General features: G+C 45.7%; 24 protein-coding genes. 9 read left to right on the plus strand and 15 right to left on the minus strand.

Features of this window, described 5'->3' with window-relative positions:
* The first annotated feature begins 41 nt into the window (after positions 1–41).
* Genes F0U83_RS09750 through F0U83_RS09765 form a run of 4 tightly spaced genes read left to right on the plus strand, consistent with a single transcriptional unit; the run spans position 42 to position 5,534 of the window.
* On the plus strand, positions 42–1,838 hold the full coding sequence (locus tag F0U83_RS09750; RefSeq protein WP_138987708.1) for an extracellular solute-binding protein: 1,797 nt from the start codon (positions 42–44) through the stop codon (positions 1,836–1,838).
* On the plus strand, positions 1,838–2,911 hold the full coding sequence (locus tag F0U83_RS09755) for a microcin C ABC transporter permease YejB (protein ID WP_138987707.1): 1,074 nt from the start codon (positions 1,838–1,840) through the stop codon (positions 2,909–2,911). The genes F0U83_RS09750 and F0U83_RS09755 overlap by 1 nt, the downstream gene beginning before the upstream one ends.
* The gene (locus tag F0U83_RS09760; RefSeq protein WP_138987706.1) at positions 2,911–3,942 is read left to right on the plus strand and encodes an ABC transporter permease; all 1,032 of its coding nucleotides are present in this window, start codon (positions 2,911–2,913) and stop codon (positions 3,940–3,942) included. Before F0U83_RS09755 ends, F0U83_RS09760 begins: the two co-directional genes overlap by 1 nt.
* Entirely contained in the window at positions 3,939–5,534 is a 1,596-nt protein-coding gene (locus tag F0U83_RS09765) for an ABC transporter ATP-binding protein (protein ID WP_138987705.1), read from the plus strand. Before F0U83_RS09760 ends, F0U83_RS09765 begins: the two co-directional genes overlap by 4 nt.
* A gap of 24 nt (positions 5,535–5,558) precedes the next feature.
* On the opposite strand, the gene F0U83_RS09770 is transcribed toward F0U83_RS09765, so the two are convergent.
* The 8 genes from F0U83_RS09770 to F0U83_RS09805 form a co-directional block, all read right to left on the minus strand.
* Entirely contained in the window at positions 5,559–6,212 is a 654-nt protein-coding gene (locus F0U83_RS09770) for a YceH family protein (protein ID WP_138987704.1), read from the minus strand.
* Positions 6,213–6,386: 174 nt separating this feature from the next.
* Complete coding sequence (locus F0U83_RS09775) at positions 6,387–7,595, minus strand: PepSY-associated TM helix domain-containing protein (RefSeq protein WP_138987703.1); 1,209 nt, start codon at positions 7,593–7,595, stop codon at positions 6,387–6,389.
* On the minus strand, positions 7,595–9,787 hold the full coding sequence (locus F0U83_RS09780) for a TonB-dependent siderophore receptor (protein ID WP_138987702.1): 2,193 nt from the start codon (positions 9,785–9,787) through the stop codon (positions 7,595–7,597). The genes F0U83_RS09775 and F0U83_RS09780 overlap by 1 nt, the downstream gene beginning before the upstream one ends.
* A 167-nt stretch (positions 9,788–9,954) precedes the next feature.
* On the minus strand, positions 9,955–10,614 hold the full coding sequence (locus F0U83_RS09785) for a trimeric intracellular cation channel family protein (RefSeq protein WP_138987701.1): 660 nt from the start codon (positions 10,612–10,614) through the stop codon (positions 9,955–9,957).
* A gap of 18 nt (positions 10,615–10,632) precedes the next feature.
* A complete protein-coding gene (gene ruvC / locus F0U83_RS09790) occupies positions 10,633–11,148 on the minus strand; it encodes a crossover junction endodeoxyribonuclease RuvC (RefSeq protein ID WP_138987700.1) in 516 nt (171 codons plus the stop codon).
* A gap of 79 nt (positions 11,149–11,227) precedes the next feature.
* Positions 11,228–11,968, minus strand: a complete 741-nt coding sequence (locus F0U83_RS09795; RefSeq protein ID WP_138987699.1) for a YebC/PmpR family DNA-binding transcriptional regulator — start codon at positions 11,966–11,968, stop codon at positions 11,228–11,230.
* Positions 11,969–12,052: 84 nt separating this feature from the next.
* Positions 12,053–13,816: an aspartate--tRNA ligase gene (aspS, locus tag F0U83_RS09800; protein ID WP_138987698.1), complete on the minus strand. Its 1,764-nt coding sequence runs from the start codon at positions 13,814–13,816 to the stop codon at positions 12,053–12,055.
* Between the two features lie 126 nt (positions 13,817–13,942).
* Complete coding sequence (locus tag F0U83_RS09805; protein WP_138987697.1) at positions 13,943–14,386, minus strand: HIT family protein; 444 nt, start codon at positions 14,384–14,386, stop codon at positions 13,943–13,945.
* A 65-nt stretch (positions 14,387–14,451) separates the two neighbouring features.
* Here F0U83_RS09805 and F0U83_RS09810 point away from each other — a divergent pair, with 65 nt between their 5' ends.
* Positions 14,452–15,582: a GNAT family N-acetyltransferase gene (locus F0U83_RS09810; RefSeq protein ID WP_138987696.1), complete on the plus strand. Its 1,131-nt coding sequence runs from the start codon at positions 14,452–14,454 to the stop codon at positions 15,580–15,582.
* Here F0U83_RS09810 and F0U83_RS09815 read toward each other — a convergent pair.
* Together F0U83_RS09815 and F0U83_RS09820 are read right to left on the minus strand one after the other, a co-directional pair.
* Complete coding sequence (locus F0U83_RS09815) at positions 15,579–17,372, minus strand: putative bifunctional diguanylate cyclase/phosphodiesterase (protein ID WP_138987695.1); 1,794 nt, start codon at positions 17,370–17,372, stop codon at positions 15,579–15,581. The two genes, F0U83_RS09810 and F0U83_RS09815, sit on opposite strands and share 4 nt — an antisense overlap.
* A 141-nt stretch (positions 17,373–17,513) precedes the next feature.
* Positions 17,514–18,128, minus strand: a complete 615-nt coding sequence (locus F0U83_RS09820) for a flavin reductase family protein (protein ID WP_138987694.1) — start codon at positions 18,126–18,128, stop codon at positions 17,514–17,516.
* 217 nt (positions 18,129–18,345) lie between these two features.
* On the opposite strand from F0U83_RS09820, the gene F0U83_RS09825 reads away from it, so the two are divergent.
* Entirely contained in the window at positions 18,346–18,621 is a 276-nt protein-coding gene (locus F0U83_RS09825) for a hypothetical protein (RefSeq protein WP_138987693.1), read from the plus strand.
* Positions 18,622–18,773: 152 nt separating this feature from the next.
* On the opposite strand, the gene F0U83_RS09830 is transcribed toward F0U83_RS09825, so the two are convergent.
* Together F0U83_RS09830 and F0U83_RS09835 are read right to left on the minus strand one after the other, a co-directional pair.
* Positions 18,774–19,703 carry an electron transfer flavoprotein subunit alpha/FixB family protein gene (locus F0U83_RS09830; protein ID WP_138987692.1) on the minus strand — a complete coding sequence of 310 codons (930 nt, stop codon included), beginning with the start codon at positions 19,701–19,703 and terminating at the stop codon, positions 18,774–18,776.
* Positions 19,703–20,452 (minus strand): electron transfer flavoprotein subunit beta/FixA family protein, encoded by a 750-nt coding sequence (locus F0U83_RS09835; RefSeq protein ID WP_138987691.1) that lies wholly within the window; start codon positions 20,450–20,452, stop codon positions 19,703–19,705. Before F0U83_RS09835 ends, F0U83_RS09830 begins: the two co-directional genes overlap by 1 nt.
* 256 nt (positions 20,453–20,708) lie before the next feature.
* Here F0U83_RS09835 and F0U83_RS09840 point away from each other — a divergent pair, with 256 nt between their 5' ends.
* The 3 genes from F0U83_RS09840 (at position 20,709) to F0U83_RS09850 (ending at position 23,979) form a co-directional block, all read left to right on the plus strand.
* Positions 20,709–22,346 carry an electron transfer flavoprotein-ubiquinone oxidoreductase gene (locus F0U83_RS09840; protein WP_211343676.1) on the plus strand — a complete coding sequence of 546 codons (1,638 nt, stop codon included), beginning with the start codon at positions 20,709–20,711 and terminating at the stop codon, positions 22,344–22,346.
* Between the two features lie 106 nt (positions 22,347–22,452).
* Positions 22,453–22,761, plus strand: coding sequence for an MGMT family protein (locus F0U83_RS09845; RefSeq protein WP_138987689.1), 309 nt, complete (start codon positions 22,453–22,455; stop codon positions 22,759–22,761).
* Positions 22,762–22,842: 81 nt separating this feature from the next.
* Positions 22,843–23,979 (plus strand): GGDEF domain-containing protein, encoded by a 1,137-nt coding sequence (locus F0U83_RS09850; protein ID WP_138987688.1) that lies wholly within the window; start codon positions 22,843–22,845, stop codon positions 23,977–23,979.
* Positions 23,980–23,981: 2 nt separating this feature from the next.
* On the opposite strand, the gene F0U83_RS09855 is transcribed toward F0U83_RS09850, so the two are convergent.
* From F0U83_RS09855 to F0U83_RS09865, 3 genes are all read right to left on the minus strand, one after another.
* Positions 23,982–24,530 carry a hemerythrin domain-containing protein gene (locus F0U83_RS09855; protein ID WP_138987687.1) on the minus strand — a complete coding sequence of 183 codons (549 nt, stop codon included), beginning with the start codon at positions 24,528–24,530 and terminating at the stop codon, positions 23,982–23,984.
* 178 nt (positions 24,531–24,708) lie between these two features.
* A complete protein-coding gene (locus F0U83_RS09860; RefSeq protein WP_138987686.1) occupies positions 24,709–25,320 on the minus strand; it encodes an HAD family hydrolase in 612 nt (203 codons plus the stop codon).
* A complete protein-coding gene (locus tag F0U83_RS09865; RefSeq protein WP_246077755.1) occupies positions 25,313–26,131 on the minus strand; it encodes an AlbA family DNA-binding domain-containing protein in 819 nt (272 codons plus the stop codon). The genes F0U83_RS09860 and F0U83_RS09865 overlap by 8 nt, the downstream gene beginning before the upstream one ends.
* Positions 26,132–26,137 lie beyond the last annotated feature (6 nt).

Consider the following 26,137-nt stretch of genomic DNA (forward strand, 5'->3'; position numbering starts at 1 on the left):
AAAAGAATAATGACGCTGTTAAGAGTTCGGGATTGCCATATATGCCATTGTTTTCACTAAAAAAAACATTACCCCTTTTACTTGCATTTAGCCTAAGTCATCTTGCCTTTGCAGAACCCCAACACGGTTTAGCAATGCATGGAGACTTAAAGTACCCAACCAACTTTACCCACTTTGACTATACCAATCCAGACGCCCCCAAAGGCGGGGATGTAAAACGCTGGTCCATGGGAACGTTTGATAGCTTTAATAGCTTTATTATTAAAGGCACCCCCGCTGATGGACTCGGCTTGATTTACGACAGTTTAATGGAAAAAGCACTAGATGAGCCCTTTTCACAGTATGGCCTTTTAGCAGCTAACGTCGATATGCCTGAATCAAGGGAGAGCATTACCTACTACCTTCGTCCTGAAGCCAAGTTCTCTGATAACACTCCCGTGAGAGCGAACGATATCCTCTTCACCTACAATACACTGATCGAGAAAGGCAGCCCGTTTTATAAAGCCTATTTAGGTGATATTGAGAGCATTGAGGCCTTGGACGAACTGACGGTTAAATTTAAATTCAAGACTGGCGAAAACCGTGAATTACCACTGATTATTGGAGAGATACCCATTCTCCCTGAACATTTTTGGAAAGAGCGCGACTTTAGTGCAACTTTACAAACACCACCTATAGGGTCCGGGCCCTATACGCTCGATAGTTTTGAGTCGGGACGGTCAGTCACTTATAAAAGAAACCCAGACTATTGGGGACGAGACCTCCCTGTTAATAAAGGCCGCTTCAACTTTGACACATTGCGTTACGACTATTACCGCGACACCACCGTGTCTTTAGAGGCCTTCAAAGCAGGCGAGTACGATTTTCGTCAAGAAACGTCCTCTAAGCAGTGGGCAACCAGCTATACCGGCCCTCAATTTGATTCAGGCGAATTAGTTAAAACAGAAATCCCCCATCATCGACCGACTGGGATGCAGGCTTTTATTTTTAATACCCGACGAGACATTTTTAATGACCCAAAAGTTCGCCAAGCGCTCGGTTATGCTTTTGATTTTGAGTGGACCAACAAGAATCTTTTCTATAATGCCTATGCTCGAACCCACAGCTTCTTTTCAAACTCAGAGATGGCCGCAACAGAATTGCCGACGGCAGAGGAGCTGGAAATACTCACCCCGTTAAAAGACCAAATCCCCTCCGAAGTATTTACAACTGTCTATCGAGCACCCACCTATGATGGCTCTGGAAATATTCGTAGAGAACTGCGTGATGCGCTGCGCCTACTGAAATCCGCCGGATGGGAACTCAAAAATGGCAAACTAATACAGAAATCAAGTGGGCAACCTTTAACATTTGAAATATTGATTGCTCAAAAAGAGATGGAGCGCATCATCGCCCCCATGAGCAAAAACCTCAGTCGCCTAGGGGTAGAAGTCAGTATTCGTGTCGTCGATGTTTCACAATATATTAACCGGTTACGGGCGTTTGATTTTGATATGGTAGTCGGCTCCTTTGGACAATCCTCCTCACCAGGTAATGAGCAGCGAGAGTTTTGGGGATCATACAATGCGGACAAACCTGGTAGCAGGAACATTATTGGCATTCAAAGCCCCGCCATTGACACCTTGATTGAACTAATAATCAAAGCACCAAACCGTGAGCAACTGGTGCTAAGAACCCGCGCCTTAGATCGTGTACTCCAGTGGAATCACTATGTTATCCCCCATTTCCACAGCCGTAGTGACCGGATCGCTTATAAAAATAAGTTTGATTTTCCTAAAATCAGACCCGACTACGATCTTGGTTTTGATACCTGGTGGGTGAAGGAGTCTGCTCACTGATGGCAGCCTACATTTTTCGTAGACTTTTACTGATCATTCCTACACTGATTGGTATCTTGACTATTAACTTTCTGATTATCCAAGCCGCTCCAGGAGGACCAGTTGAGCAGACACTGGCGCACCTTGAAGGCATGAGCAACAGCGCTATTCCTAGTGGTTCAGGTGGAGAGATAACCAGCAATGGTGAGTCAGGTTATCGCGGTGGACGTGGTTTAGATCCCAAGCTTATTGCCGAAATTGAAGCCCTCTACGGCTTTGATAAGCCTGCGTGGGAGCGTTATTTACAAATGCTGGGTAACTACCTGACCTTTGATTTCGGTAAAAGCTTTTACAGCGATAAGACGGTAATCGAATTGATCGTGGAAAAACTCCCCGTCTCTATCTCGTTGGGTTTATGGACAACACTATTAACTTATCTCATCTCTATTCCATTAGGCATCAGAAAAGCCGTAAGAGACGGCACGCCTTTTGATGTATGGAGCAGCACTGCCATCATTATTGGCTACGCAATACCCAACTTTCTCTTTGCCATCATGCTCATCGTTTTATTTGCTGGTGGTAGCTATTTTGATTGGTTTCCTCTTCGTGGGCTCACTTCTTCAGACTTTGATCAGCTGAGTTGGTATGGAAAAATCATAGACTACTTCTGGCATATTACCTTGCCCGTAGTCGCCTCAGTCATTAGCAGTTTTGCCACCTTAACGATGCTCACTAAAAACTCATTTTTAGACGAGATTAACAAACAATACGTTTTAACAGCCCGCGCTAAAGGGTTATCCGAATCCGGTGTACTCCACGGTCATATATTCCGTAATGCCATGTTAATCATCATTGCGGGAATGCCTGCTGCACTGATTGGCATCTTTTTTACCGGCTCTATGTTAATTGAAGTGATCTTCTCCCTTGATGGGCTGGGATTGCTCGGTTATGAATCCGTTATCAATCGCGACTACCCTGTAATCTTTGGTACGCTGTATATCTTTACACTGATCGGCTTACTGATGAAGCTGGTTAGCGATATCACCTATGTTTTAGTCGACCCACGTATCGACTTCGAAAGCCGGGAGCATTAATGAAGATGTCACCGGTTAACCAGCGTCGATTAGCTAACTTCAAAGCGAACAAGCGCGGCTTTTGGTCACTTTGGATATTTCTTGCTCTATTTATTGTAAGCCTAGGTGCGGAATTGATCGCCAATGATCAACCTCTCTTGATCGAATACAAAGACGAGCTCTACTCCCCTGCACTGAAGACCTATCTGGAAACAGACTTTGGTGGGGAGTTTGAATCACCTGCCGACTTTAAAGACCCTTACCTACAGGAGTTAATAGAGGAGGATGGACAAGGTTGGATACTCTGGCCCCTCATTCGCTATGACCACCAAACGATCAATTACGATTTGCCCGTTCCTGCCCCCTCGCCTCCATCGGCCGATAACCTTCTCGGCACAGATGACCAAGGAAGAGATGTACTTGCTCGGGTGATTTATGGCTTTCGTATATCCATTCTCTTTGCACTCGTACTAACACTGTTTAGCTCAATTATTGGCGTTATCGCAGGCGCTATCCAAGGCTACTACGGAGGCTATGTCGACTTACTGTTCCAGCGCTTTATAGAGATCTGGTCTGGTTTACCGGTACTTTTCCTACTCATCATCCTGGCAAGTCTGGTCGAACCTAACTTTTGGTGGCTACTGGGCATCATGCTGCTCTTTTCCTGGATGAATTTAGTTGATGTAGTTCGAGCCGAGTTTTTGCGCGGTCGTAATCTGGAGTACGTACGAGCCGCTCGCGCTTTAGGGGTGCCAAACTGGCAAATCATGTTTCGCCATATTTTGCCCAATGCGATGGTCGCTACACTGACGTTCATGCCGTTTATTTTTAATAGCGGTATCGTTACGCTAACAGCACTAGATTTCCTTGGCTTTGGCTTACCACCAGGATCTGCTTCATTAGGCGAACTGATTGCCCAAGGCAAAGACAACCTTCACGCCCCTTGGTTAGGTATGACTGCCTTTTTTGCACTCTCTATCATGCTGACTCTGCTGATTTTTATCGGGGAGGCGGTACGCGATGCCTTTGACCCTAGGAAGACGCAATTATGAACGACATACTCATCCAAGTTGATAATTTAAGCGTTCGATTTGGCGAAAAAAGTAAAGCGGTCGATGCCGTCAAAAATGTCAGCTTTACGATAAAACAGGGCGAGACATTAGCATTGGTAGGTGAATCAGGCTCTGGTAAATCCGTCACAGCACTCTCGTTAATGAAACTATTGCCCTACCCAAAGGCTTCCCACCCAACTGGGGAAATCTTTTATAAGGGCGCCAATATTTTAAGTATGGATGAGTTGCAATTACAGAACCTCAGGGGTGATCAGATTAGCATGATCTTCCAAGAACCGATGACCTCGCTTAATCCATTACATACCATTGAGAAGCAGATCGGCGAAAGCCTGTGGTTGCATAAACAACTGAAAGGCGATGCCGCAAAAACGCGTATTATCGAACTCTTAAACCTCGTTGGAATTCGTGACGCCGAAAGTCGACTCGATAGCTATCCTCACCAGCTTTCTGGTGGGCAGAGGCAGCGAGTTATGATCGCAATGGCCTTAGCTAATGAACCTAAATTATTGATCGCCGATGAGCCTACAACCGCACTCGACGTTACAATTCAAAAGCAAATTTTAGAACTACTACAGTCGATCCAACAACAGTTGGGTATGGCAATACTATTGATCACTCATGATCTAAATATCGTGAGACATTATGCACACCGCGTCTGTGTCATGTATCAGGGTAAAGTTGTTGAGTCGGCAACAACGAATGCGTTATTCGGCAACCCTCAACAAGAGTACACGCGATCTTTGCTCAGTGCTGAACCCACAGGACAGCCAGCTCCTATTGAAACAGATGCCCAAACTTTGCTGACAACCCATAGTCTAAAAGTCTGGTTCCCCATAAAGCGTGGCTTATTCGGCAGAACCGTTGATTATGTCAAAGCGGTTAACAATATTGATCTCACCCTAAAACAGGGCGAGACCATCGGCATTGTTGGCGAATCCGGTTCAGGTAAAACTACACTGGGTTTGGCTATACTTCGACTAATAAAAAGCGAAGGGGCTATCACGTTTAAGCAACAGCGAATTGATGATTTAAACCAAAAGTCGATCAAACCTCTTCGTCGCCAGCTCCAAGTAGTTTTCCAAGACCCCTACGGCAGTCTCAGCCCTCGAATGACCGTGGGAGAATGTATTGCCGAAGGCCTAAACGTACATGGTATTGGTAATAAAGCAGATCAGGAAGAGCGGATTATTGATTCATTAACCGAGGTCGGACTTGATCCAGACGTACGCCACCGCTACCCCCATGAATTTTCCGGAGGACAACGGCAGCGCATCGCTATTGCTAGGGCGCTCATCCTCAAACCTGAAATCATCATTCTGGATGAACCCACTTCCGCACTTGATCGAACCGTACAAGTACAAATTGTAGAGCTACTTAAACAATTGCAGGACAAACACAAGCTCAGCTACATTTTTATTAGCCACGATCTAGCGGTCGTTAAGGCTCTCAGCCATCATGTTTTAGTGATGAAACAGGGTGATGTCGTTGAGCAAGGCGCCGCAACGGAACTCTTCAATGCCCCCAAACATTCCTACACCCAGGCTCTGCTCGATGCCGCACTGGCACATTAATCAGTGGTTTTGAAAGTACCCGTCTTATTCCAGCGAGGTCAAGCGGGCCTGTAAATCACTGACTATACGCTCTAACTCAGAAACACGTTGCTCTAGCGCATCGACATAATCACTTTTAACAGGATTGTGTTCCCCCGCTTCGAGGGATGTCACATCAAGGGAAACATCCACTTCACCACTGAACAGGTGAGCATAGCGGCTCTCACGTTTTCCCGGTTCCCGAGGCAAACGCATCACAAGCGGCGTACTACGCTCACTTAAGCGCTGTAGAACAGTTTCTGTTTCGTGCACATCCGTAAAGTGACACAAGCGGTTTGTACGGCTACGTAACTCTCCAGGCGTTTGAGGACCACGCAAAAACAGCGTGCACAGAATCCCTAGCTCTTGCTCACTCAGCTGTAATTCGGAAAACTCCGTGTTACAAAATCGATGTTTATATTTAGGCACTCGACTGCCAAAGCCTTCTTCTTCACGAATCAGGTGTTTCTTTTTTAGCTCATCTAACACGTCGTGAACCTGCGTATCCGATAACGCCAAAACAGGATCACGATTACTTTTCTGATTACAGGCTGTCGTCAATGAATTCAAGGTGAGCGGGTATTGGTCCGGGGTCGTGACTTCTTTTTCGATCAGACAACCAATTACCCGCGTTTGCAAAGCGCTCAGATCCATATCCATGTTGTATCTCTTTTTTACAAAACAGTGATTACTTTCATAAGGTTAGCCTATTGCCAGAAAATCATACACCTATCTGAGATACTTATTCGCTACTTTATACTTACCTGCAACTGTTTTAGTACTCTAGACTAGCAAGCCCTCTCCATAAATAACGCCAAGAAAAGGGATAGCGTGTTAATTATAAGAAGCGCTTCGCGCCTGCTTATTGATACGAGCTTTTCGCTTACGCGCCCATATAATAAGACCGGTGACGCTCAGCATAGCGACGACTAACCCCATAAAAGAGATTAAGATGCGCCCACCCAACCCCAGTATTCGTCCTGAATGCAGTGGGAATTGAGCTTGCAGGAAAATATCACCCCAACTCCCCTCTCCGGGTATCACGCCCCCTGCCGGCAATCCTGTTTTCGCATCGTAATACAGCCAAGGATTACCCAACCCGCCATCACCATGGTCATTAGTTCCCTCAAAAAATCCGACACCGTAAAGATCATAACTACTCGAGTAGAAAATACCGCCTGCGGGAACCTCCCAGCCTCGCGCATTCGCATCGGCTATCGCTTTTTCTACAATCATTTCTCGAGAGAACACAGGTTCAGCGGGTTCATCCAATGGCCGAGGGTCTCGATTATCAAACTCGTTGGGGCTTAATTCAGAAAACTTGGCTACAAGAGGTCGCATCACTTGAGTTTCAAGATTCATGGAGATTGAGGTGACCGCTAAAATCAACAGCAACCCCCATACCCACACAGCGCCAGAGCGATGTAAATCAAAGTTCAATTTATAGCGACCTTCATGAAGACGAAAGCGGAATGACTTACGCCATGATGATAAACGTGGAAAGCTAATCCAAAGCGAAATAAGGCAATCAAGCGTCCACACAATCGCCACTATCCCCATTATCAAATAACCTAATCGAATTCCGAACCCATCAGGGATATGCATGCTGTAGTGCAATTTATATAAAAACGGCAACAGGTTTTCTTTGCTTAGAGAGATCTCCCCCCACATTCGCTGAGCCTGAGGCTCAGCAGTGTAAGGGTTAAGCGCCACTTGATTGAAGGCTATTTCATTGGCTTTTCCTGAGACAGGATCAGGTCGTGGCACCACAAAAGCATTAAAAGTATGTCCATCCTCTTGGTTTAGCATCATATAGCTAATCTGAAGGTACGGATTACTCGCCTCATAGCGATTTGCTAGCTCAAGAGAGGGGTAAGACTGGCGCTTGTCCCCGCCCTCTTGGAGTATATACATCTGAGGATTTAGCCATTCATCCAGCTCATGATCCCAAGAAATAATCGCTCCGGTTAATCCTGATATAAACAGAAATACCGCCGTAAAAAGGCCAAACCAACGGTGTAGATAAACGCCAACCTTTCTCATCAGAAGTTCCAACTCAATGTCAGTGTCCCGTTACGAGGCGCACCATAGAAACCTTGGCTGGAGTGAAGTGAGCTAACATAGCGCTGATTGGTGATATTATTAACTTTAGCGATTAAGCGTATTTCTTCATTAAATTCATAGCTCGCCATCAGATCTAACAGCGTATACGCATCCTGTTTGTATGTGCCGCGAGCGTTTTCAGTGTCACTTTGCCAACGCACGCTACCTCCAACTTTTAAGCTTTCCATTCCAGGGATTTGATATACACCAGAAAGACGTAGGGTTCTCTTTGGCACAAAGGTTCTGGCTGCCTTTCCTGCTTCATCTTCAATCTCTAGGAGTGTAAGCCCTGCCGACAAGTTAATACGCTGGGTAGGCTTACCTGATAACTCAAACTCAACGCCTTTTGAGATAGTATCAACACCTGCATAAACCGCCTGGCCATCAATAGTGCCTGCCCTTTCGGCAACGTTCGCTTGCTCAGCATAAAAAACAGCTGCCGTCGCTAAAAGTTGATCATCAAACAAACTTCCTTTAACGCCGACTTCATAGGCTTTACCTGCAATCGGATCTAGACGCTTCTTGTTCTCATCTAATCTATTTTGAGGATTAAAAATAGCGGTATAGCTTGCGTAAGTATTCCACTCATCATTGAGTGAATAAATGGCACCTAGATAGGGACTTAGGTCAGAGTCATCACGTTCTTTTGATGCGCCGTAGCTCATACCGTTCGTGCGAACTGCTGTATGATTAACGCCTGCGATGATATTGAGGTCATCAGATAAATTGATCCTTGTAGCGCCGTACACACTGGTTTGATTCTCTTTAACGGCGCCACCATCGGTACTTGAATAGAAGTCCTGAACATCGAATCGTCCATCCCAGATAGATAGATCAGGTACCGCCATCCCTAGCTCTGCGGCATAACCTGAAAACTCATCGAGCTTCCCTGACGTATAGCCAGCGCCAATAATCAGCTCATGCTCTCTTCCCGCCATCGAATACGGACCGCTTAAACGCAGTGCAAACTGAGATTTTTTGTTCTCACTACCATAAGCAGAGGGATAGGCAAAAAGTCCTTCTCCCGTTGCTTTATCTGGTGTTCCATAAACATAGAATAGATTTGAGCTTTCAACGGTTTTCGTATGCTCTGCCGTCGCTAGCAAACGCCAGTCGTTTTCAAAATTGTGCTGCCACTCCACAAATGCCGTATTTTTTCGCGTATTCCAATAGGACCAGTCCGATGCCGTTGAGGTAGATACATCATAGTGCGTACTTGAACCATCGGTAAAAGATAGCGGTAACGCTCCCCACATAGGGCTATCGGCATTACTTCGTTCCTGACTGAATCCCAGCGTCACTGTATCTTGCTCCGTCACATCAGCTTCCAGTACGCCATAACCAACCAAGCGATCTTTTGCGTAGCGATCTAAGTAGGATTCGGCACGCTCTTTAGCTGCAACGAAACGCCCTCGGATAGTCTGCTCCTCATTTAATGAGCCGGAAACATCCAGATCTAGCCGCCCTTTGCCCCAAGATCCAGCTGTTACTCCAAAAGCTGTTTGTGTGTCATAGGTAGGTCGTTTTCGAACCAGATTGATAGTCGCTGATGGATTACCAGTACCTGAAGTTAACCCATTGGCACCTTTAAGTATTTCAATACGATCATAGATCGCTGTATCTACATCCCCGGTGATCAAGCTGTAGGCATCAGGAACACCCACGCCATCCACCTGAACATTGATAATATCAAAGCCACGAGCAGTATATGCGGTGCGATCGGTTTCTAGCTTTTCAACATTAACACCGGGGGCTAATTGCAGGGCATCATTGATAGATGTTGCTGTGAAATCTTGCAGAACTTCATGCGTAACGGTTGAAACAACTTGGGGAGTATCTTTCACATCGATAGATAAACCTGTTGCTGTGGAAGAGCGTTTAATTTTGTAACTTCCAGAGTTCTCTGAAGGCGAACTTATCTGACCTGGAATCGATCTACCAGTCACTTCCAAGCTAGGTAATGCTAATGCCTCTACTGATCCTTTCAAGCTGGTCTGTTGCACATCCTGCGCTAAGGTATTTTGTGACAACGCAAGACACGAAAGTATTACAGCACCATGCTTTATTACAGCCGCAAGCAATGTATACGAGCTAGGAAAAGTTGCCCCTACAGCACATCGGGAAGACGACATTATTCACTCCAAATCATATTAATTAGCGAGAGAAGCTTTTAGCTTCAGATAGTTAATGCTAATCATTATCATTTGTAATTTCAATAACTTTATACTCTGCTAATTACTCAGATACCATCTTGATAACCTAACTAATAACAGAGTAAGCGCATCAGAAAGCCAAAGATCTAACGATCTCTGGCCTCTTCAGGGGATTCGAGTTTATGCCCTGTAACAATAAACTCGGGAAGGCAAAGGTTTCCAAACACTGCCGCTAAACGAGAAAAGAAGATGATCAGCATTGCACTGATAGCAAGCAAGCGTTCATCAATAACACCATGAAACACAACATAAAAAATTGCGCCTAAAATCGCGCATGTTGCATACAACTCGCCATCTCTGTGCAAGATCAGTGGAATTTCTCGCGTTAAAATGTCACGAATCATGCCTCCAGCACAGCCCGTAATACAGGCCATCATCACAATAATAACGGGTGCAACGCCTAACCCCATCGCCTTTTCAGCGCCTAAGATGGCAAACAAGGCTAAGCCTGCAGCATCAAGTACTAACATTGTCCGGCGAGGGTAGAGAAAATAGCGACAGGTTAGAAATGCCACAACCGCTGAGATAATAGCGGTCCAAAGATAAGTATTATTAACCACCCAGCCAACAGGATGTGCGTTTAAGGTGATATCACGAATCGTCCCCCCACCTAAGGCGGTCACAATAGCCAATACTACCACCCCTAAGATATCCATCCGTTTACCTTGAGCCGCTAACGCACCAGTGATCGCAAAAACCGCGACACCAACCAGCTCAGCCCAGTAGATCAATGTTGAATAATCCATAGAAACTCCGTAAGGGAATTAACGCCAGCGCCCTTGTCGACGCCCCGTAGCTCCAGCCATCTTGACCATACCGATTCGAGTGTGGGCATGACACAGTGCAATTGCCAAGGCATCTGCCGCATCAGCCTGAGGTAAGCCGGGTAGCTTTAAAATCTGTGCAACCATATGCTGGACTTGCGCTTTATCAGCAGAACCTTTTCCAACGACCGCTTGCTTAACAGCCCTTGCCGCATACTCAAACACAGGCAGCGATTGCTGAGTACTCGCAACAATAGCGACTCCCCTCGCCTGCCCAAGCTTTAATGCCGAATCGGCATTACGCGCCATAAAAACCTGCTCAATAGCCATCTCTTGGGGGGAAAATTGGCGGATCACTTCAGTTACCCCATCAAAGACTTGATTGAGACGATCAGGCAGCTCATCACCTTTGATTCGAATACACCCGCTGGCAACATACTCATTTCGGGAGCCTACAGCGTTGATAACACCATAACCGGTTACCCGAGAGCCCGGATCTATGCCCAATATCAGCATTAGTCTGCCCAATAGTAGATTCAATAAAAAAGCCGGAGACTTTTAAGACCCCGGCTTACCGACCGCTACAAGAGGTGTTTTAATCTTGCATCGACTCTTCAGGGATAATGGCATTGTGGTAAACATTTTGCACATCATCAAGGTCTTCTAACACATCTAACAATTTAAGGAATTTACGACCACCTTCTTCATCCAGATCAACAGAAGTAGAAGGGATCATAGTCACCTCGGCATGGACAGGCTCAAACCCTGCACTGACTAAACCATCTTTCACATCCATAAAGTCAGTAGCGATAGTGTAAACATCAATGGAGCCATCATCATTAGTCACAACATCATCTGCACCGGCTTCAAGTGCCGCTTCCATAATGGTGTCTTCATCCACACTTTCATCAAAGGTGATTTGGCCTTTCTTTTCAAATAGATAAGCAACAGAACCACTGGTACCTAAATTACCGCCATGCTTGGTAAAAGCCGCCCGAACTTGCGCCACCGTACGATTCACATTATCTGTCATCGTCTCAACAAGGATAGCGATACCACCCGCGCCGTAACCTTCATAGGTCAGCTCATCATAGTTATCGCCTTCACCGCCACCAGCACCTCTCTGGATCGCTTTCTCGACGGTATCCTTCTTCATGTTTGCGCCAAGAGCTTTATCTACTGCTGCACGTAAGCGAGGATTATCTTCTGGCGAAGGCCCGCCCTCTTTAGCGGCAACAACCAGCTCGCGTATCAGTTTAGTAAAGATTTTGCCGCGTTTCGCATCCTGCGCTGCTTTGCGGTGTTTAATATTGGCCCATTTGGAATGACCTGCCATAGGGAAACCTCAATTAAAGTCTGGCTAACAGAATATTTCGAGAAGCATAGCCAACCTGATTTAACTCAGGCTGGCTATCACCCTTTAAGGGGTTTTGCGTAGTTTGATATTGAGTTCGCGCAGCTGAGCCGCACTCACTTCGCCAGGAGCGTCAGTCAACGGACATGATGCACTCTGGGTTTTCGGGAAGGCAATAACTTCACGAATGGAGTCCGTGCCCGTCATCAGCATGATCAGACGATCCAAACCAAATGCTAAACCGCCGTGTGGAGGTGCACCATACTTAAGCGCGTTCAATAGGAAGCCGAATTTGTCATCCGCTTCTTCATCTGTAATGCCTAGAATTTCCAGCACAGTAGATTGCATCTGCTGGTCATGAATACGCACCGAACCGCCACCAAGCTCGCAACCATTCAACACCATATCATACGCCCGAGATAACGCTTCAAGTGGGTTAGACTTCAGCTCTTGCGGTGAGCAACTAGGTGCTGTAAATGGGTGATGAAGCGCCGTCAAACCACCGTTGTCAGTCTCTTCAAACATCGGGAAGTCAACGACCCAAAGCGGAGCCCACTCGCGCTCAAGCATATCCATATCGATACCGACTTTGATACGCAAAGCGCCCAAAGCTTCAGTCACGATTTTATAGGAGTCAGCCCCAAAGAAAATCAAATCGCCATCTTTTGCATCCAAGCGATCAACGATTTGCATAGCCACTTCATCGCCCAAGAACTTAACGATTGGCGACTGTAAACCTTCAACGCCTTTGGCAACTTCATTGACTTTGATGTATGCCAAGCCTTTCGCGCCGTAGATTCCAACATATTTGGTGTAGTCATCGATCTGTTTACGCGTAAGCGCAGCACCGCCTGGTACTTTCAATGCCGCAACACGACCTTTAGGGTCTTTCGCTGGGCCAGCAAACACCTTGAATTCAATATTCGCCAGCAAGTCAGCTACATCGACCAATTCAAGCGGGATACGCAGGTCAGGCTTATCAGAACCATAACGCTGCATTGCTTCAGAGTATGGCATACGTGGGAAGTCACCCAGATCGACACCTTTCAACTCCAAGAACAACTTACGGATCATCTCTTCCGCCATACCCATGATTTCATCTTCGTTCATGAAAGATGTTTCAATATCTATCTGGGTGAATTCTGGCTGACGATCTGCACGCAAATCTTCATCACGGAAGCACTTAGCTACCTGATAATAACGATCGAACCCAGACACCATCAAGAGTTGTTTAAACAACTGCGGAGATTGTGGCAAGGCATAAAAATGGCCTTCATGCACACGGCTAGGCACAAGGTAGTCACGCGCACCTTCTGGCGTTGCACGGGTCAAGATCGGGGTTTCGATATCTAAGAAACCGTTATCATCCAAGAAGCGACGGATTTCAGAGGTTACTTTAGAGCGAAAGCGAAGTTTCTGCTGCATTTCTGGTCGACGCAAATCGATAAAGCGACTGCGAAGGCGAACGTCTTCACCTACCTGCTGATGATCGTCCAGCTGGAACGGCGGCGTTTCTGCTTTGTTCAGGATAATGAGTTCTTTACCCAAAACTTCAATTTCACCTGTAGGCATCTCTGTATTAGTCGTGCCCTCAGGACGATCACGCACCAAACCTTTCAGCTCAATAACATATTCATTACGAACACTATCAGCCAATTTAAAGCTTTCTTCACGATCTGGATCAAAGACGACCTGAGCAATGCCCTGACGGTCGCGGACATCCAAAAAGATCACGCCACCATGGTCACGACGGCGATGCACCCACCCCGTCAACGTAATTTCTTCACCGATATGCTCTTTTCTCAGATCGCCGCAATAATGGCTGCGCATAGTTCTTTGTTCCTATCTGTTACCGGGCACGACACCAACTAGAGAGCCGCCCCAAAAATCAGGCTGAATAAAGCGGCGGATTATACCCGATTTCGTCATCCGATACAGCGGCTAACTTCGCCATTTTTACCTACTGAGCAATTTTAACTCGCCGTTCAACATGCTATTGATTTTTAGCCTGATCTCTTCGATGCGCTCAGGCGTATAGGGAACAGCGGGCAATTTGTCCCATACAGGGCCTGGCCAAGCCGGATCATTTTCTGTACGAGCTATATGATGAATATGCAATTGAGGAACGATATTACCCAGATTAGCGATATTCATTTTTTTGGCACGAAAGCTATCTGCAATGGTTTCTGCAAGGTCTGCAGACTCTGCCATCAATTGCGTTCGATCAGCTTCAGATAGATGGTAAATTTCTGTAGATCCTGCGCGACGGGGTACTAAAATGAACCAAGGGTATTGCGAATCATTCATCAGCAATAGTCGACTCAAAGGAAAGTCACCCAGTACAATGCAGTCATTGGCTAAACGGGCATCTAGCTCAAACTCCAACTCTAATTCGTCCATTTTTGATCTCCTCATTATCAGTGGGCTCAAGGGTGGTAACCCAGATCCTGAGTACAGTATAAGACATGACTTACCAATTTGACCTATGTGATTCTGTTGAGCAGATTGGAAAAGAGCGCTGGGATGCACTCTTCAATTCGGATTTCCCGTTTACCTCCTACGAGTTTTTTGATGCACTTGAAAAAAGCGGGGCCACCTCCTCTAACAGCGGCTGGCAACCACTGCATCTAACGATGCTCAAAGAGGAAGAGTGTATTGCGCTAGTACCTCTCTATATTAAACATCACTCCTACGGCGAGTATGTCTTCGATTGGGCTTGGGCGGATGCATATCATCGCCACGGGGTACAATACTACCCGAAGCTTTTAACGGCCTCGCCCTTCTCTCCAGTTAGTGGGCCTAAATATGGAACTCAGCTTCCAGATGCTACATTTCTACCTCTGTTGTCTCAGGCGATCAAAGAACTATGTCATACATATGAATGGTCATCTTGGCACGGGCTGTTCATTCCAGAAGCTTCTGCCAACCAATTAGAAACTCAAGGTATGATCACCCGGCATGGGTGCCAATATCATTGGTTTAACCAAGGTTACGATGGTTTCGAAACCTTCCTTGATAAGTTTACATCTCGCAAGCGTAAGGCAATTCGAAAAGAGCGTAAAAAAGTAGCAGAGCAAGACATTAGGATACAAGTACATGAGGGTGCAGAAGTAGATCAAACGCTCATAGAGCATTTCTATCAATGCTATCAGACAACGCACCTACAGCGTGGCCGCCAAGGCTATTTAAATATCGACTTTTTTCAACGTATTTTTAAGACTATGCCGGAGAAAATCGTACTATTTACCGCTTATCAAGCAGACCGAGCCGTTGCTGCGGCTCTGTGCTTTAAAGATCATACATCCTTGTACGGCAGGTATTGGGGAGCACTAGGCGCCTATGACTGCCTACATTTTGAAACGTGCTACTACACTGGCATTGAGTATTGCATAAAGCATGGTCTCAGCCATTTTGATCCAGGAGCACAAGGAGAGCATAAGATCCAACGAGGCTTTGAGCCTATCAGAACGTTCTCTTCTCATTTTATCCAGCATGAAGGGTTTGAAAAGGCTATACAACAGTTTGCAACAGAAGAGCGCGATGCTATAGCCTCTCAAATCGACTCGTTAACCGAATGGCTTCCCTTTAAAAATTAAAGCACTCGGTTAAACGTTTTGATAAATGCAATTAATGCCTCTGCCTCAAGAGGCTTAGCATAATAATAGCCTTGGATAATAGAACACTCTTTCGCTCGAAGAAACGATAACTGCTGCTCCGTTTCTACCCCCTCAGCCACAATTTTCAGACCTAAATCTTTTGCAAGGCGAATAATCGACGAAACAATCGCCTCAGCATTCTTATATTGAGATAGCCCTGTTAGAAAAGAGCGATCAACTTTCAACTCATCCACAGGGAATTGCTGTAAGTAACTCAACGAGGAGTAGCCTGTACCAAAGTCATCGATCGACACTTTAACTCCCACATCCCTAAGCTGAGTAAGGATTGCAGCTGTCGTCTCAACATCTTTAACCAGTACACTTTCAGTTAGCTCTACAGTAAGCAGAGCAGATGGTAGAGCATGTTCCTCCAAATACTGATGGATATTCTCAGCCAACGAGTCCAGTAAAAACTGGTGAGCCGATATGTTGATAGAAAACTCTATTTCCGTCAGAGCAAGCGATTGGCACAAAGCGGCTACTCGACATACCTCTTTTAAAACCCAATCACCAATAGGGAGAATTAGCCCCATTTTTTCAGCTAAGGGGATAAATTTATCAGGAGCGAGTGTGCCAAGCACAGGATGCTGCCACCTGATTAATGCCTCAGCTCCTACTACACGATTTCTTGTTTGATCTATTTGCGGCTGAAAGTGCAGCACCAGTTCATTTCGCTCCAATGCCTTATGCAGATCCATCTCCAAACTCAGTTGTCGACGAGAGTCTTTATGCAACGACTCGGAGAAAAACTGATAATTTGCCCGCCCTAACTTCTTAACTTGATCCGTCGCTGAGGAGGCATGCTGCAAAATCACATCCGGGCTTTCTCCATCAACAGGGTAAATCGCAATGCCAATGCTGACCGAAATAAATAATTCCTGATCATTAACCCAAAACGGTTGTTCCATCGCTTGCAATATACGTAAGGCCACATAACCCGCGTTATCCGCCGTTGCCAAAGAGGTCAGCAGAATCGAGAACTCATCCCCCCCTAAGCGAGAGATACTTCGCCACAACTCCTCTCCTCCCACATGGGAGACAACATCGGTTTGACGCACACAGTCGAGCAAACGCTGCGCCAAAGCCTTCAACAGCTTATCACCGGCACCTGGCCCTAAAGACTCATTAATCTTGCGAAAGTGATCGACCCCAATATCTAACACGGCAATCTGGGTTCGGTTACGTTTAGCATTTTTCATTGCCCAGTCTAAGCGGTCCATATAGAGCAACCGGTTAGGTAATCCTGTCAACGGGTCATAATACGCCAAGCGATCTTGATAAGCTTTTACCGTTAGCAGATTACGAATACGCAAGATCAGTTCGCTGCTATCAATTGGTTTAGGTAAGAAATCGGTAACGCCTTTGCCCAAAGCTTCCAGCTTGGTTTCAGCGTCAGTAGAGGATGTCAACATCACGACTGGAAGATGTTGAATCGCGCTGTTTTCTCTAATCAGCTTTAAAATATCAAACCCATTCAGGCCTGGCATAACCAAATCTAGCAAAATCAGATCTGGCGGATTACGCACAATGTACTCGTAAGCGACATAAGGGTCACTGACACTATTAAAGTTTCGGTGACCTATTGCTCTTAACTGTGCACCAATAATTTTTACTAAAACGGGATCATCGTCAACCATAAGGATATTGGCATTCAACAACCCCTCTTCAAGCATCGACTCTTCGATACGCCGCTCTTCCGATTCGATAGACTCAATTTCCGCAGTTGGCATTATGTACACTTACCTTAATCAAACGACTTCATCCTGAATGATCATCCCTAGGCCCATAATAAATATCATAAGCCGAACAAATACTTAACCGAATATAAATACGCTATTAAGTAAGTATAGGTCACTTATGCGGGAAACCAATTAACTTGGCCGAGGAATACGCAGAATATCACCTAAAACACCATACTCAATTCCCCCTAACCTCCCTAAAGGGTTAAGGCGAGCAGGTAACACCTTCATACGCCCTTTCTCATCATAGGATAGGACATCCTCATCGATCCAAATTTTCTCAATTTCACCCAGCACCATTTTCTGGCCACTGTTACCAATTTCTGAATGCTGATATAAGCGGCATGACATCGCAATAGGAGCACCAACAACACGCGGTAAATTAAAACCTTCAACGTTTTCAGTGGTTAAATGACAGGCCTCAAGCTCCGACTCACCCTCTGGTAACACCATTGAACTTTGGGTCACAGCACTCGCCATATCCGCCCCAGCGATATGAATCACAAAATGCTCTCTTTCTACGATATTTTTATACGTATCTTTTTCGCTACCATCCGGTTTTTTACCGACTGAAATCATAACGATAGGCGGATCACTACAAACAGCTGAGAAATAGGAAAAAGGCGCCAAGTTAAACTTACCATTGGCGTGCTCAGATAAGACCCAAGCAACGGGTCGAGGAACAATGACCTGAGTCAAAGTATGGTAAACCGAATCTTTACTTAAAGCAGACAAATTAATGATCAAAGTTAGCTCCTGCAACAACGAATTTAACAAATAATTAACAAAGAGTTACCAAAAAAGATGATCGATATTTATGCACATGCATCATGAATTGGGAAGCATAAGCTTCCTATTCATGATGAGAAATGCTCCATTTAACACCGTAGAAACTCATCGTTTTACTGCCCTATACTGAACATACGAGGCCTCCAACAACTTTTCAATAATGGAGAATTGAATCATGTTAACCTACGAAGAGTGCTTAGCAATGTGCGATTTAACTCAAGACGAAGTTTCTGCTATCGCTGAGCATGAGCATGTGGATCCGATGATTGCTCTGGCAGTGGGTCAGTACTTGTGCTGCCATAATGGAGAGCAGCGTATTAAGAAAATAATACTTGACGATATTGCACATGCTAAACGAAGCGGAAACACCGAGCACGCTAAGGTTTTACAGAAAGTGCTAGAACACTTTATCGCCACACACCCAGAGAATACAACGGTAAGCGCTGCCTGATTTTCGTTAGTGTAGTATTTTTAGCACTTGAGTGGCTTCTGAATATGAGGCCACTCAGGGCAATAAAAAAAGCCCGGAAAACCGGGCCACAAGCAAGAAAGCGGCAAGCAAACCGCTCGCCAAAGGCAATGCCATGCATCAACTAGGGGATGTTAGAGCGCCTGCTCTAACTGAGGTACAGCTTCAAATAAATCAGCAACAAGACCGTAATCTGCTACTTGGAAAATGGGAGCTTCTTCGTCCTTGTTAATAGCAACGATAACTTTTGAATCTTTCATACCCGCTAAGTGCTGGATAGCTCCAGAGATACCGACTGCAATGTACAAGTCTGGCGCGACGATTTTACCCGTTTGTCCAACCTGCATATCGTTAGGTACAAAGCCTGCATCAACAGCGGCACGAGAAGCACCTACAGCAGCACCTAATTTATCGGCGACCTTCTCTATTAGTGCAAAGTTTTCACCGTTACCCATACCACGGCCACCAGAGATAACGACACGTGCAGAAGTCAACTCAGGGCGATCAGAAACCGCCATCTCTTCTTTAACGAACTGAGAAGTACCCGCATCATGAGCCGTACCTACTGTCTGAATAGCAGCCGCGCCACCTTCAGAAGCAACCGCGTCAAAACCTGTAGTACGAACAGTGATCACCTTAATAGCGTCTAATGACTTAACTGTAGCAATCGCATTACCTGCATAGATTGGACGGTCAAATGTATCTGCATTTTCTACGCGAACAATTTCAGAAATTTGCCCAACATCCAATAAAGCAGCAACACGTGGCATAAAGTTTTTACCAGACGTCGTCGCTGGTGCCACAATATGGCTATAATCTTTACCCATTTCAGATACAAGCAAAGAGATATTTTCTGCTAATTGGTGCTCATAAGCTGCATTATCTGCTAGTAAGACTTGAGCAACACCCGATACTTTTGCCGCCTCATCAGCAACGGACTGACAACCAGCACCGGCAACCAAAATATGAACATCACCGCCCATCTGCGAAGCTGCAGCCACGGTATTTAGTGTGGCGCTTTTCAATGTGCTGTTGTCATGTTCTGCAATAACGAGAATAGCCATTAGATCACCTTCGCTTCGTTTTTCAGTTTTTCGACCAGCTCTTCAACAGAAGCCACTTTAATACCCGCTTGACGCTCAGCAGGCGGAGCAACTTTAACCAGTTGCGTATGCGCTTTAATTTCAACACCTAAATCCGCAGGTGTTTTAACATCTAAAGGCTTTTTCTTAGCTTTCATGATATTAGGCAATGAAGCGTAACGAGGCTCATTCAAACGTAAATCTGTTGTTACGATCGCAGGTAATTTCAAAGCAACTGTCTGCAAGCCACCGTCAACTTCACGGGTAACTTGAGCTGACTCGCCTTCTACTTTCACTTCCGAAGCGAACGTGCCTTGCCCGAACCCTGTCAGTGCAGCCAGCATCTGTCCAGTTTGATTGTTATCAGTATCAATAGACTGTTTACCCATGATAACTAGACTTGGCTGTTCGTCATCGATAACTTTCTTGAGCAACTTAGCAACTGTCAGTGATTCAAGCACCTCATCAGACTCAACATGAATTGCTCGATCAGCACCGAGTGCTAAAGCCGTTCTTAGCTGTTCCTGACACGCTTTAGAACCTAGAGATACAGCGACAACTTCCGTTGCAACGCCTGCTTCCTTAAGGCGCACCGCTTCTTCAACTGCGATTTCACAGAAAGGGTTCATCGCCATCTTAACGTTATTCAGATCAACATCGCTGTTATCGGACTTCACACGTACTTTTACGTTGTAGTCGATTACGCGTTTGACAGTTACTAGAACTTTCATTGCGTCTACCTTTTTTTATTCGACTTGAGACAATCTCTGGCATCAATTCGCCAAGAAATAAGTAATTACCCTAATATTACTGATCCGCGTTCATTAATCAAGATTTTCTACTCAACCAAAAGTATAAATTTACTAAAAACCTGTTTAAGTAGATACGGGTTTTTACTTATAATAAGCTTATCTATAACAATACCGGCCAACTACATCAAGCCGGATACACAGAACCTAGGGGAGATTAACCTTGGAACGCGAATCGATGGAATTTGATGTTGTCGTCGTAGGCGCAGGCCCAGCCGGATTATCCGCTGCCTGTCGCTTGATGCAGATGGCAAACGAGCAAGAACAAGAACTGACCGTATGTGTGGTTGAAAAGGGTTCTGAAGTAGGTGCCCATATCCTTTCGGGTGCGGTGGTTGAATCCCGTGCATTGGATGAACTCTTCCCCAACTGGAAAGAGCTTGGCGCCCCTCTCAACACGCCCGTCACTCGTGATGAGCTGTATCTGCTCAAAGATAATGAAAAAGCCACCAAACTACCGAGCGCGCTGATCCCAAAAACCATGCACAACCATGGTAACTATATTGTCAGCCTCGGTAACTTAACCCGTTGGCTAGGAGAGCAGGCGGAGCAGCTCGGTGTCGAGATCTTTCCAGGCTTTACCGCTGCGGAAATTCTTCTCAATGAGGATGGCAGCGTCAAAGGTATCGCTACCGGTGATATGGGTGTCGCTGAAGATGGCTCCGAGAAAGACAGCTATATGCCGGGTATGGAGCTGCATGCCAAATACACCTTGTTTGCGGAAGGTTGCCGCGGCCATTTGGGCAAACAGCTGTATCAGACGTTCCAGCTGGATAAAAACGCCGATGCTCAGCACTACGGTATCGGTATTAAAGAGCTGTGGGATATCGATCCAGCGAAACACGAAGAGGGCTTAGTGGTACATGGGTCGGGTTGGCCACTGGAAGGTGGCACCAGCGGTGGCTTCTTCCTTTACCATGCAGAGAACAATCAAGTGGTGGTGGGTCTGATTGTCGATCTGAACTACGCCAACCCTTACGTCAGTCCGTTTGATGAATTCCAGCGGATGAAGCATCACCCGGTGCTCAAACAATACTTAGCAGGCGGTAAGCGTGTCTCTTATGGTGCGCGTGCTATCGCTAAAGGTGGCTTTAATGCACTGCCTGAAATGACCTTCCCGGGCGGTCTTTTGATCGGTTGTAATGCGGGCACGTTGAACTTCGCTAAAATCAAAGGCACCCATACCGCGATGAAGTCCGGCATGATTGCGGCTGAATCGGTGTTTGAAGCGATCAAAGGCGGCTGCACCGGCGGTAAAAAACTTGATAGCTTTGATAGCGCGTTTAAAGACTCTTGGTTATATGAAGAGTTGTATCGCTCCCGTAACTTTGGCCCGGCGATGCACAAGTTTGGCCCGTATTTAGGTGGCGCGTTCAACTTTATCGATCAGAACCTCTTTGGTGGCAAGCTGCCAATCACGCTACGTGATAATCATGAAGATTATGCACAGATGCGCCCCGCTAGCGAGTTCAGCGAGATCACCTACCCGAAACCGGACGGTGTCTTAAGTTTTGATAAGCTCAGCTCGGTGTTCCTCTCCAACACCAACCATGAAGAAGACCAACCGTGCCACTTAACGCTAAAAGACAGCAGTATTCCGTTGGGTAAAAACCTGCCACTGTACGCAGAACCGGCGCAACGCTACTGCCCTGCAGGCGTTTATGAGATTGTGGAAACTGAAGCGGGAGAGGCGAAGTTCCAGATCAACTCGCAGAACTGCGTCCATTGTAAAACCTGTGATATTAAAGATCCGTCTCAGAATATCATCTGGATTACTCCAGAAGGCGGCGGCGGGCCTAACTACCCGAATATGTAACACACATCCTTTATATAAACCCAGCCATGCTGGGTTTATTTTTATGGGATACTTTCTGCTATGATGCTATCCCATTAGCTCAACTCCAGCTTTTTGGATCCAAGCAATGCAACCAGATTATAACATCGCTATCTGGACTGCCGTAGGCCATATCCCTGTTGGCAAAGTCGCAACCTATGGGCAAATCGCAAGATTGGCTGGCTTCCCTAATAGTGCCAGAGCCGTGGGCCGAGCATTGGCTATCCTCCCTAGTGATACTCGCATCCCTTGGCATCGAGTTATCAACGCAAAAGGGCAAATATCTTTCCCCATAGCAAGTGAAAAGTTTAAAGAGCAGGCCCTCAGGCTAACATCAGAGGGGATCTTGATTAAGCAGGGTAAAATTTCATTAACATTATTTGGTTGGGAGCTTTAATGAGGCTTTGCACAAAGGCCTCTTTAGTTCTATTGTTAGTTTTTGGTAAACACAAATCGATAGCCTCTCGATATGAGCAGTATGGATAGACGGCGCACGCTAGAAACCGAAAATACAGAGCTAAAGCGTACCCTCAGGCTAACTGCGAAAAAAATTGAGCATAATGAGGCAACGCTGAAACGCTTTTTTGATGTAGAGCTACGTCTTCTGGCGTGTAATCGTCTTGCTGAGCTCTTGGATCTATTATTAAACGATTTCAAGACAACATTTAAACTGTCTGATGTTCGCCTTGTACTCTTTGACCCTGAACACATCACCCGTGAGCTCTTAGAAAACTTTCTTCCGCACCATAGCAGCCAAATTCAGCTAGAGCCTAACCAGCGTTTCCTGAAACAGCTCTACCCTGCCAAAAAACTATTAGCTGGTGAAATAAGCTCAGATGATAGAAAAGAGCTCTTCCCAAACAACCCTTACATTTTAAGTGCAGCGCTTTTACCCTTAGTTCGGCAGGAGTGTCTTATTGGCAGCTTGCATCTAGGTGCTCAGGATATCCATCGCTACACAGTAGACTATCAATATGATTATTTAGAGCATCTTGCCTCGGTTATAGCAGTGTGTATCGAGAACTGTATCAACCAAGAGAACCTACAGCGCCTAAGCACCTTTGATATGCTGACCAATGTTCACAACCGAAGGGCTTTTGATCAAGATATTCTTAAAGAGGTGAACAGAGCAAACCGCAACAATGCTCCCCTCAGCTGTTTGTTTATTGATTTAGATTACTTTAAAGCCATTAACGATACCCATGGACACCAAACTGGTGACCGGGTCTTAAAAACTATCGGCCTACTGCTGAAAAGGATACTTAGAAAAACCGACTTGATTGCTAGATACGGCGGCGAGGAATTTGCTATTTTACTGCCGGGATGTGCAGAAACTCAGGCACAGCAGGTCGCCGAAAACTTACGTAAACAGGTTGCATCGGAAATATTTCGAAGCTTAGAGGGGGTCCCCTTCAGGATCTCTACTTCTATAGGCTTTTCGACTTTTTACCCAGAACAACACCCAAACCCGCCCGATCTAAAAGAAGCGTCCGAGCACCTTGTTAGAATATCTGATGAGGCCTTATATCAAGCTAAGCATGAGGGGAGAAACTGCATCAGATTCAAGCCCTTTCCCAAACAGGCTGCAGACAACTCCCCTTTGCATAGTGCATAACGTTATGCGTTCATATCTTGCATAAGCGCTTTATATAACTCTTTGTACTCCTCAGCCTGCTTCTCACCGAATAAAGGATCGGCCTCAGCAGGGAGAGAGATAGCAAGCTCTGCCCAATCCTTATCGCTAGCGACTGCAATCAGCTTAGGGAAAATATGCCCCTCTTCAAAGTCTAAATGCGCTTTTTCATTAAACACGAAGCTCTCTAAACGAGCAATAAACTCATCCATCGGAAGCACAGCGTCATGGAGAATCCCGTCAATAACCTCTAATAAATCACCACCGATCCCTTTAAGCTCTTGATGGGCAACTTCACAGTCAGCCATTACTTTATCCAGCTCCGCATCCCTCCCTTTGAAAAAAGCATACATCTTATCTTCTCTAGGGTGGTGGTGATGCTCTGCATAATTGGCAATGTAACCAATAACATCAGCCATCAAACTAAAATTGGGCTCTCCATCATGCTTTAGCTTTTCAACTTTCTTCTCAAGGATTTCTAATAGCTTACTGAGGTTCACATGATCTTGATGCAACTCGGATACCACTGTCATATTGACTCCTCCCGTTTACTGGTTCTTTACCCTATAACGAAGGTCCGTTATAGGTCTTGATGAGGATCAAGAAAGCGCAAGCTGACAACTACACCTTAAGTCTAGTTTTCCAAACTGTGCTCAAGAACAACCAATGAAAGTTAACATTTTCGGTATCTACATCTGTTTGACAAAAAACTTATATAACAGTTTCCAAAAGTGTATTGTGCAGGTGTTTCAATGAAGAGAAGCGATGATCGGTCAGCTCCGGCCAATGGTGCTCATCTGATTGATAAACATGAACAGTTGTACAATGAGCGGCACGTCCTGCCAATAAATCATACCGATAATCTCCGATCATCAATAACGATGCAGGCGGTACTTTCCATTTTTTAGCCAAATGCTGGATGCCCTGAGGGTCTGGCTTAGGAGTGGCCTCGTCACGGCCAATGACCTCAGCTTCGCAGAAGTACTGGGAGACGCCAAGCGCATCTAAAGAAAGCAATGCAAATTCACGAGTATTACGCGTTAGAATACCCAAAGTGCACGCCTGGGATGCCAGATAATCGAGTAACCCGTATATCCCGTCGGCAGGTTTAGCCTGTAAAGCATAAAAGTGCTCTAGCTGGTCTAAGCGTTCAGATTTTTCTAGACGAAGCGCCTCCGGTAAAGCATTCAGGTGGGCTAGAATATCCTCACTTTGCGGGATCCCTAACTCATTCCGAATATGCTCAAAATCATGTACCGGCTGAGTTAACGTACCATCTAGATCAAACACCCAGTGGCGGAACTCGTTGAGGGCCTTAGCCATCTATATGGCTCTTTTTATCTTGAGTTAAAGACTCACTTAAACGATCCATTTTTTCTTCAAGGCGCTGCAGCGCTCGTTGCTGAGTTTCAATATAGGAGGTTTCAAGCAGATGCCGTTCAAGTTTTTCTAAACTCTCTTGGCTATCTTTTAGAGTTTGCAACAAGTTACGAGAACGCTTTTTGGTACTATCGGTTAGGCTACCTAATCGCCCCAGCGTTCTTTGAAGCTGATCATCCAGATCATGAATATGCTCAGCAACCGCGCTCATATCACGGCTTAACGATAAGTTGATACCACCAACTTGGCTTTCTAGTTGAGAAACAGCCGTTCGAAACCGCGAAAGAAACTTCTCCCCCTCCCGATCCATAAACACCAAAAGTAACTCCTCAGGGTAGAGCGCCCTATTCCGCCCTTCTGTTCTAATGGAGTACTCACCACGAGGAGAGCAATAAGGCTTTAGATTGCCACTAGGAACCTCGATTCTCATCACCGGCTTAAGGCGTAAGTTTTCAATGTAGATCTGAATCTCCACATTGGGATAGCAGTCAGTTGCCTTATTTATAATCATTAGGCGTGCATTATCATCAACTTCACAGCCAACGATTTTACCTCTTTGCACGCCGTCTTCGGTAGTGAACTCATCAACACCAATAAGCAGCGTGCCTCCAAAAGGCGCATTGGCAAGTGCCACTAGATCACTGCTTTTGACGCCACTGGCCTCACGCTTGAAATCCACATTAGCCGTTTCGGCAGCAGACAGCATCTGACGGGTCCGTTGTGTCAGACGCTGATACTCTCGCTTAATAGGCATCCAATC

This window comes from Neptunomonas concharum (genome assembly GCF_008630635.1).
GTDB lineage: Bacteria > Pseudomonadota > Gammaproteobacteria > Pseudomonadales > Balneatricaceae > Neptunomonas > Neptunomonas concharum.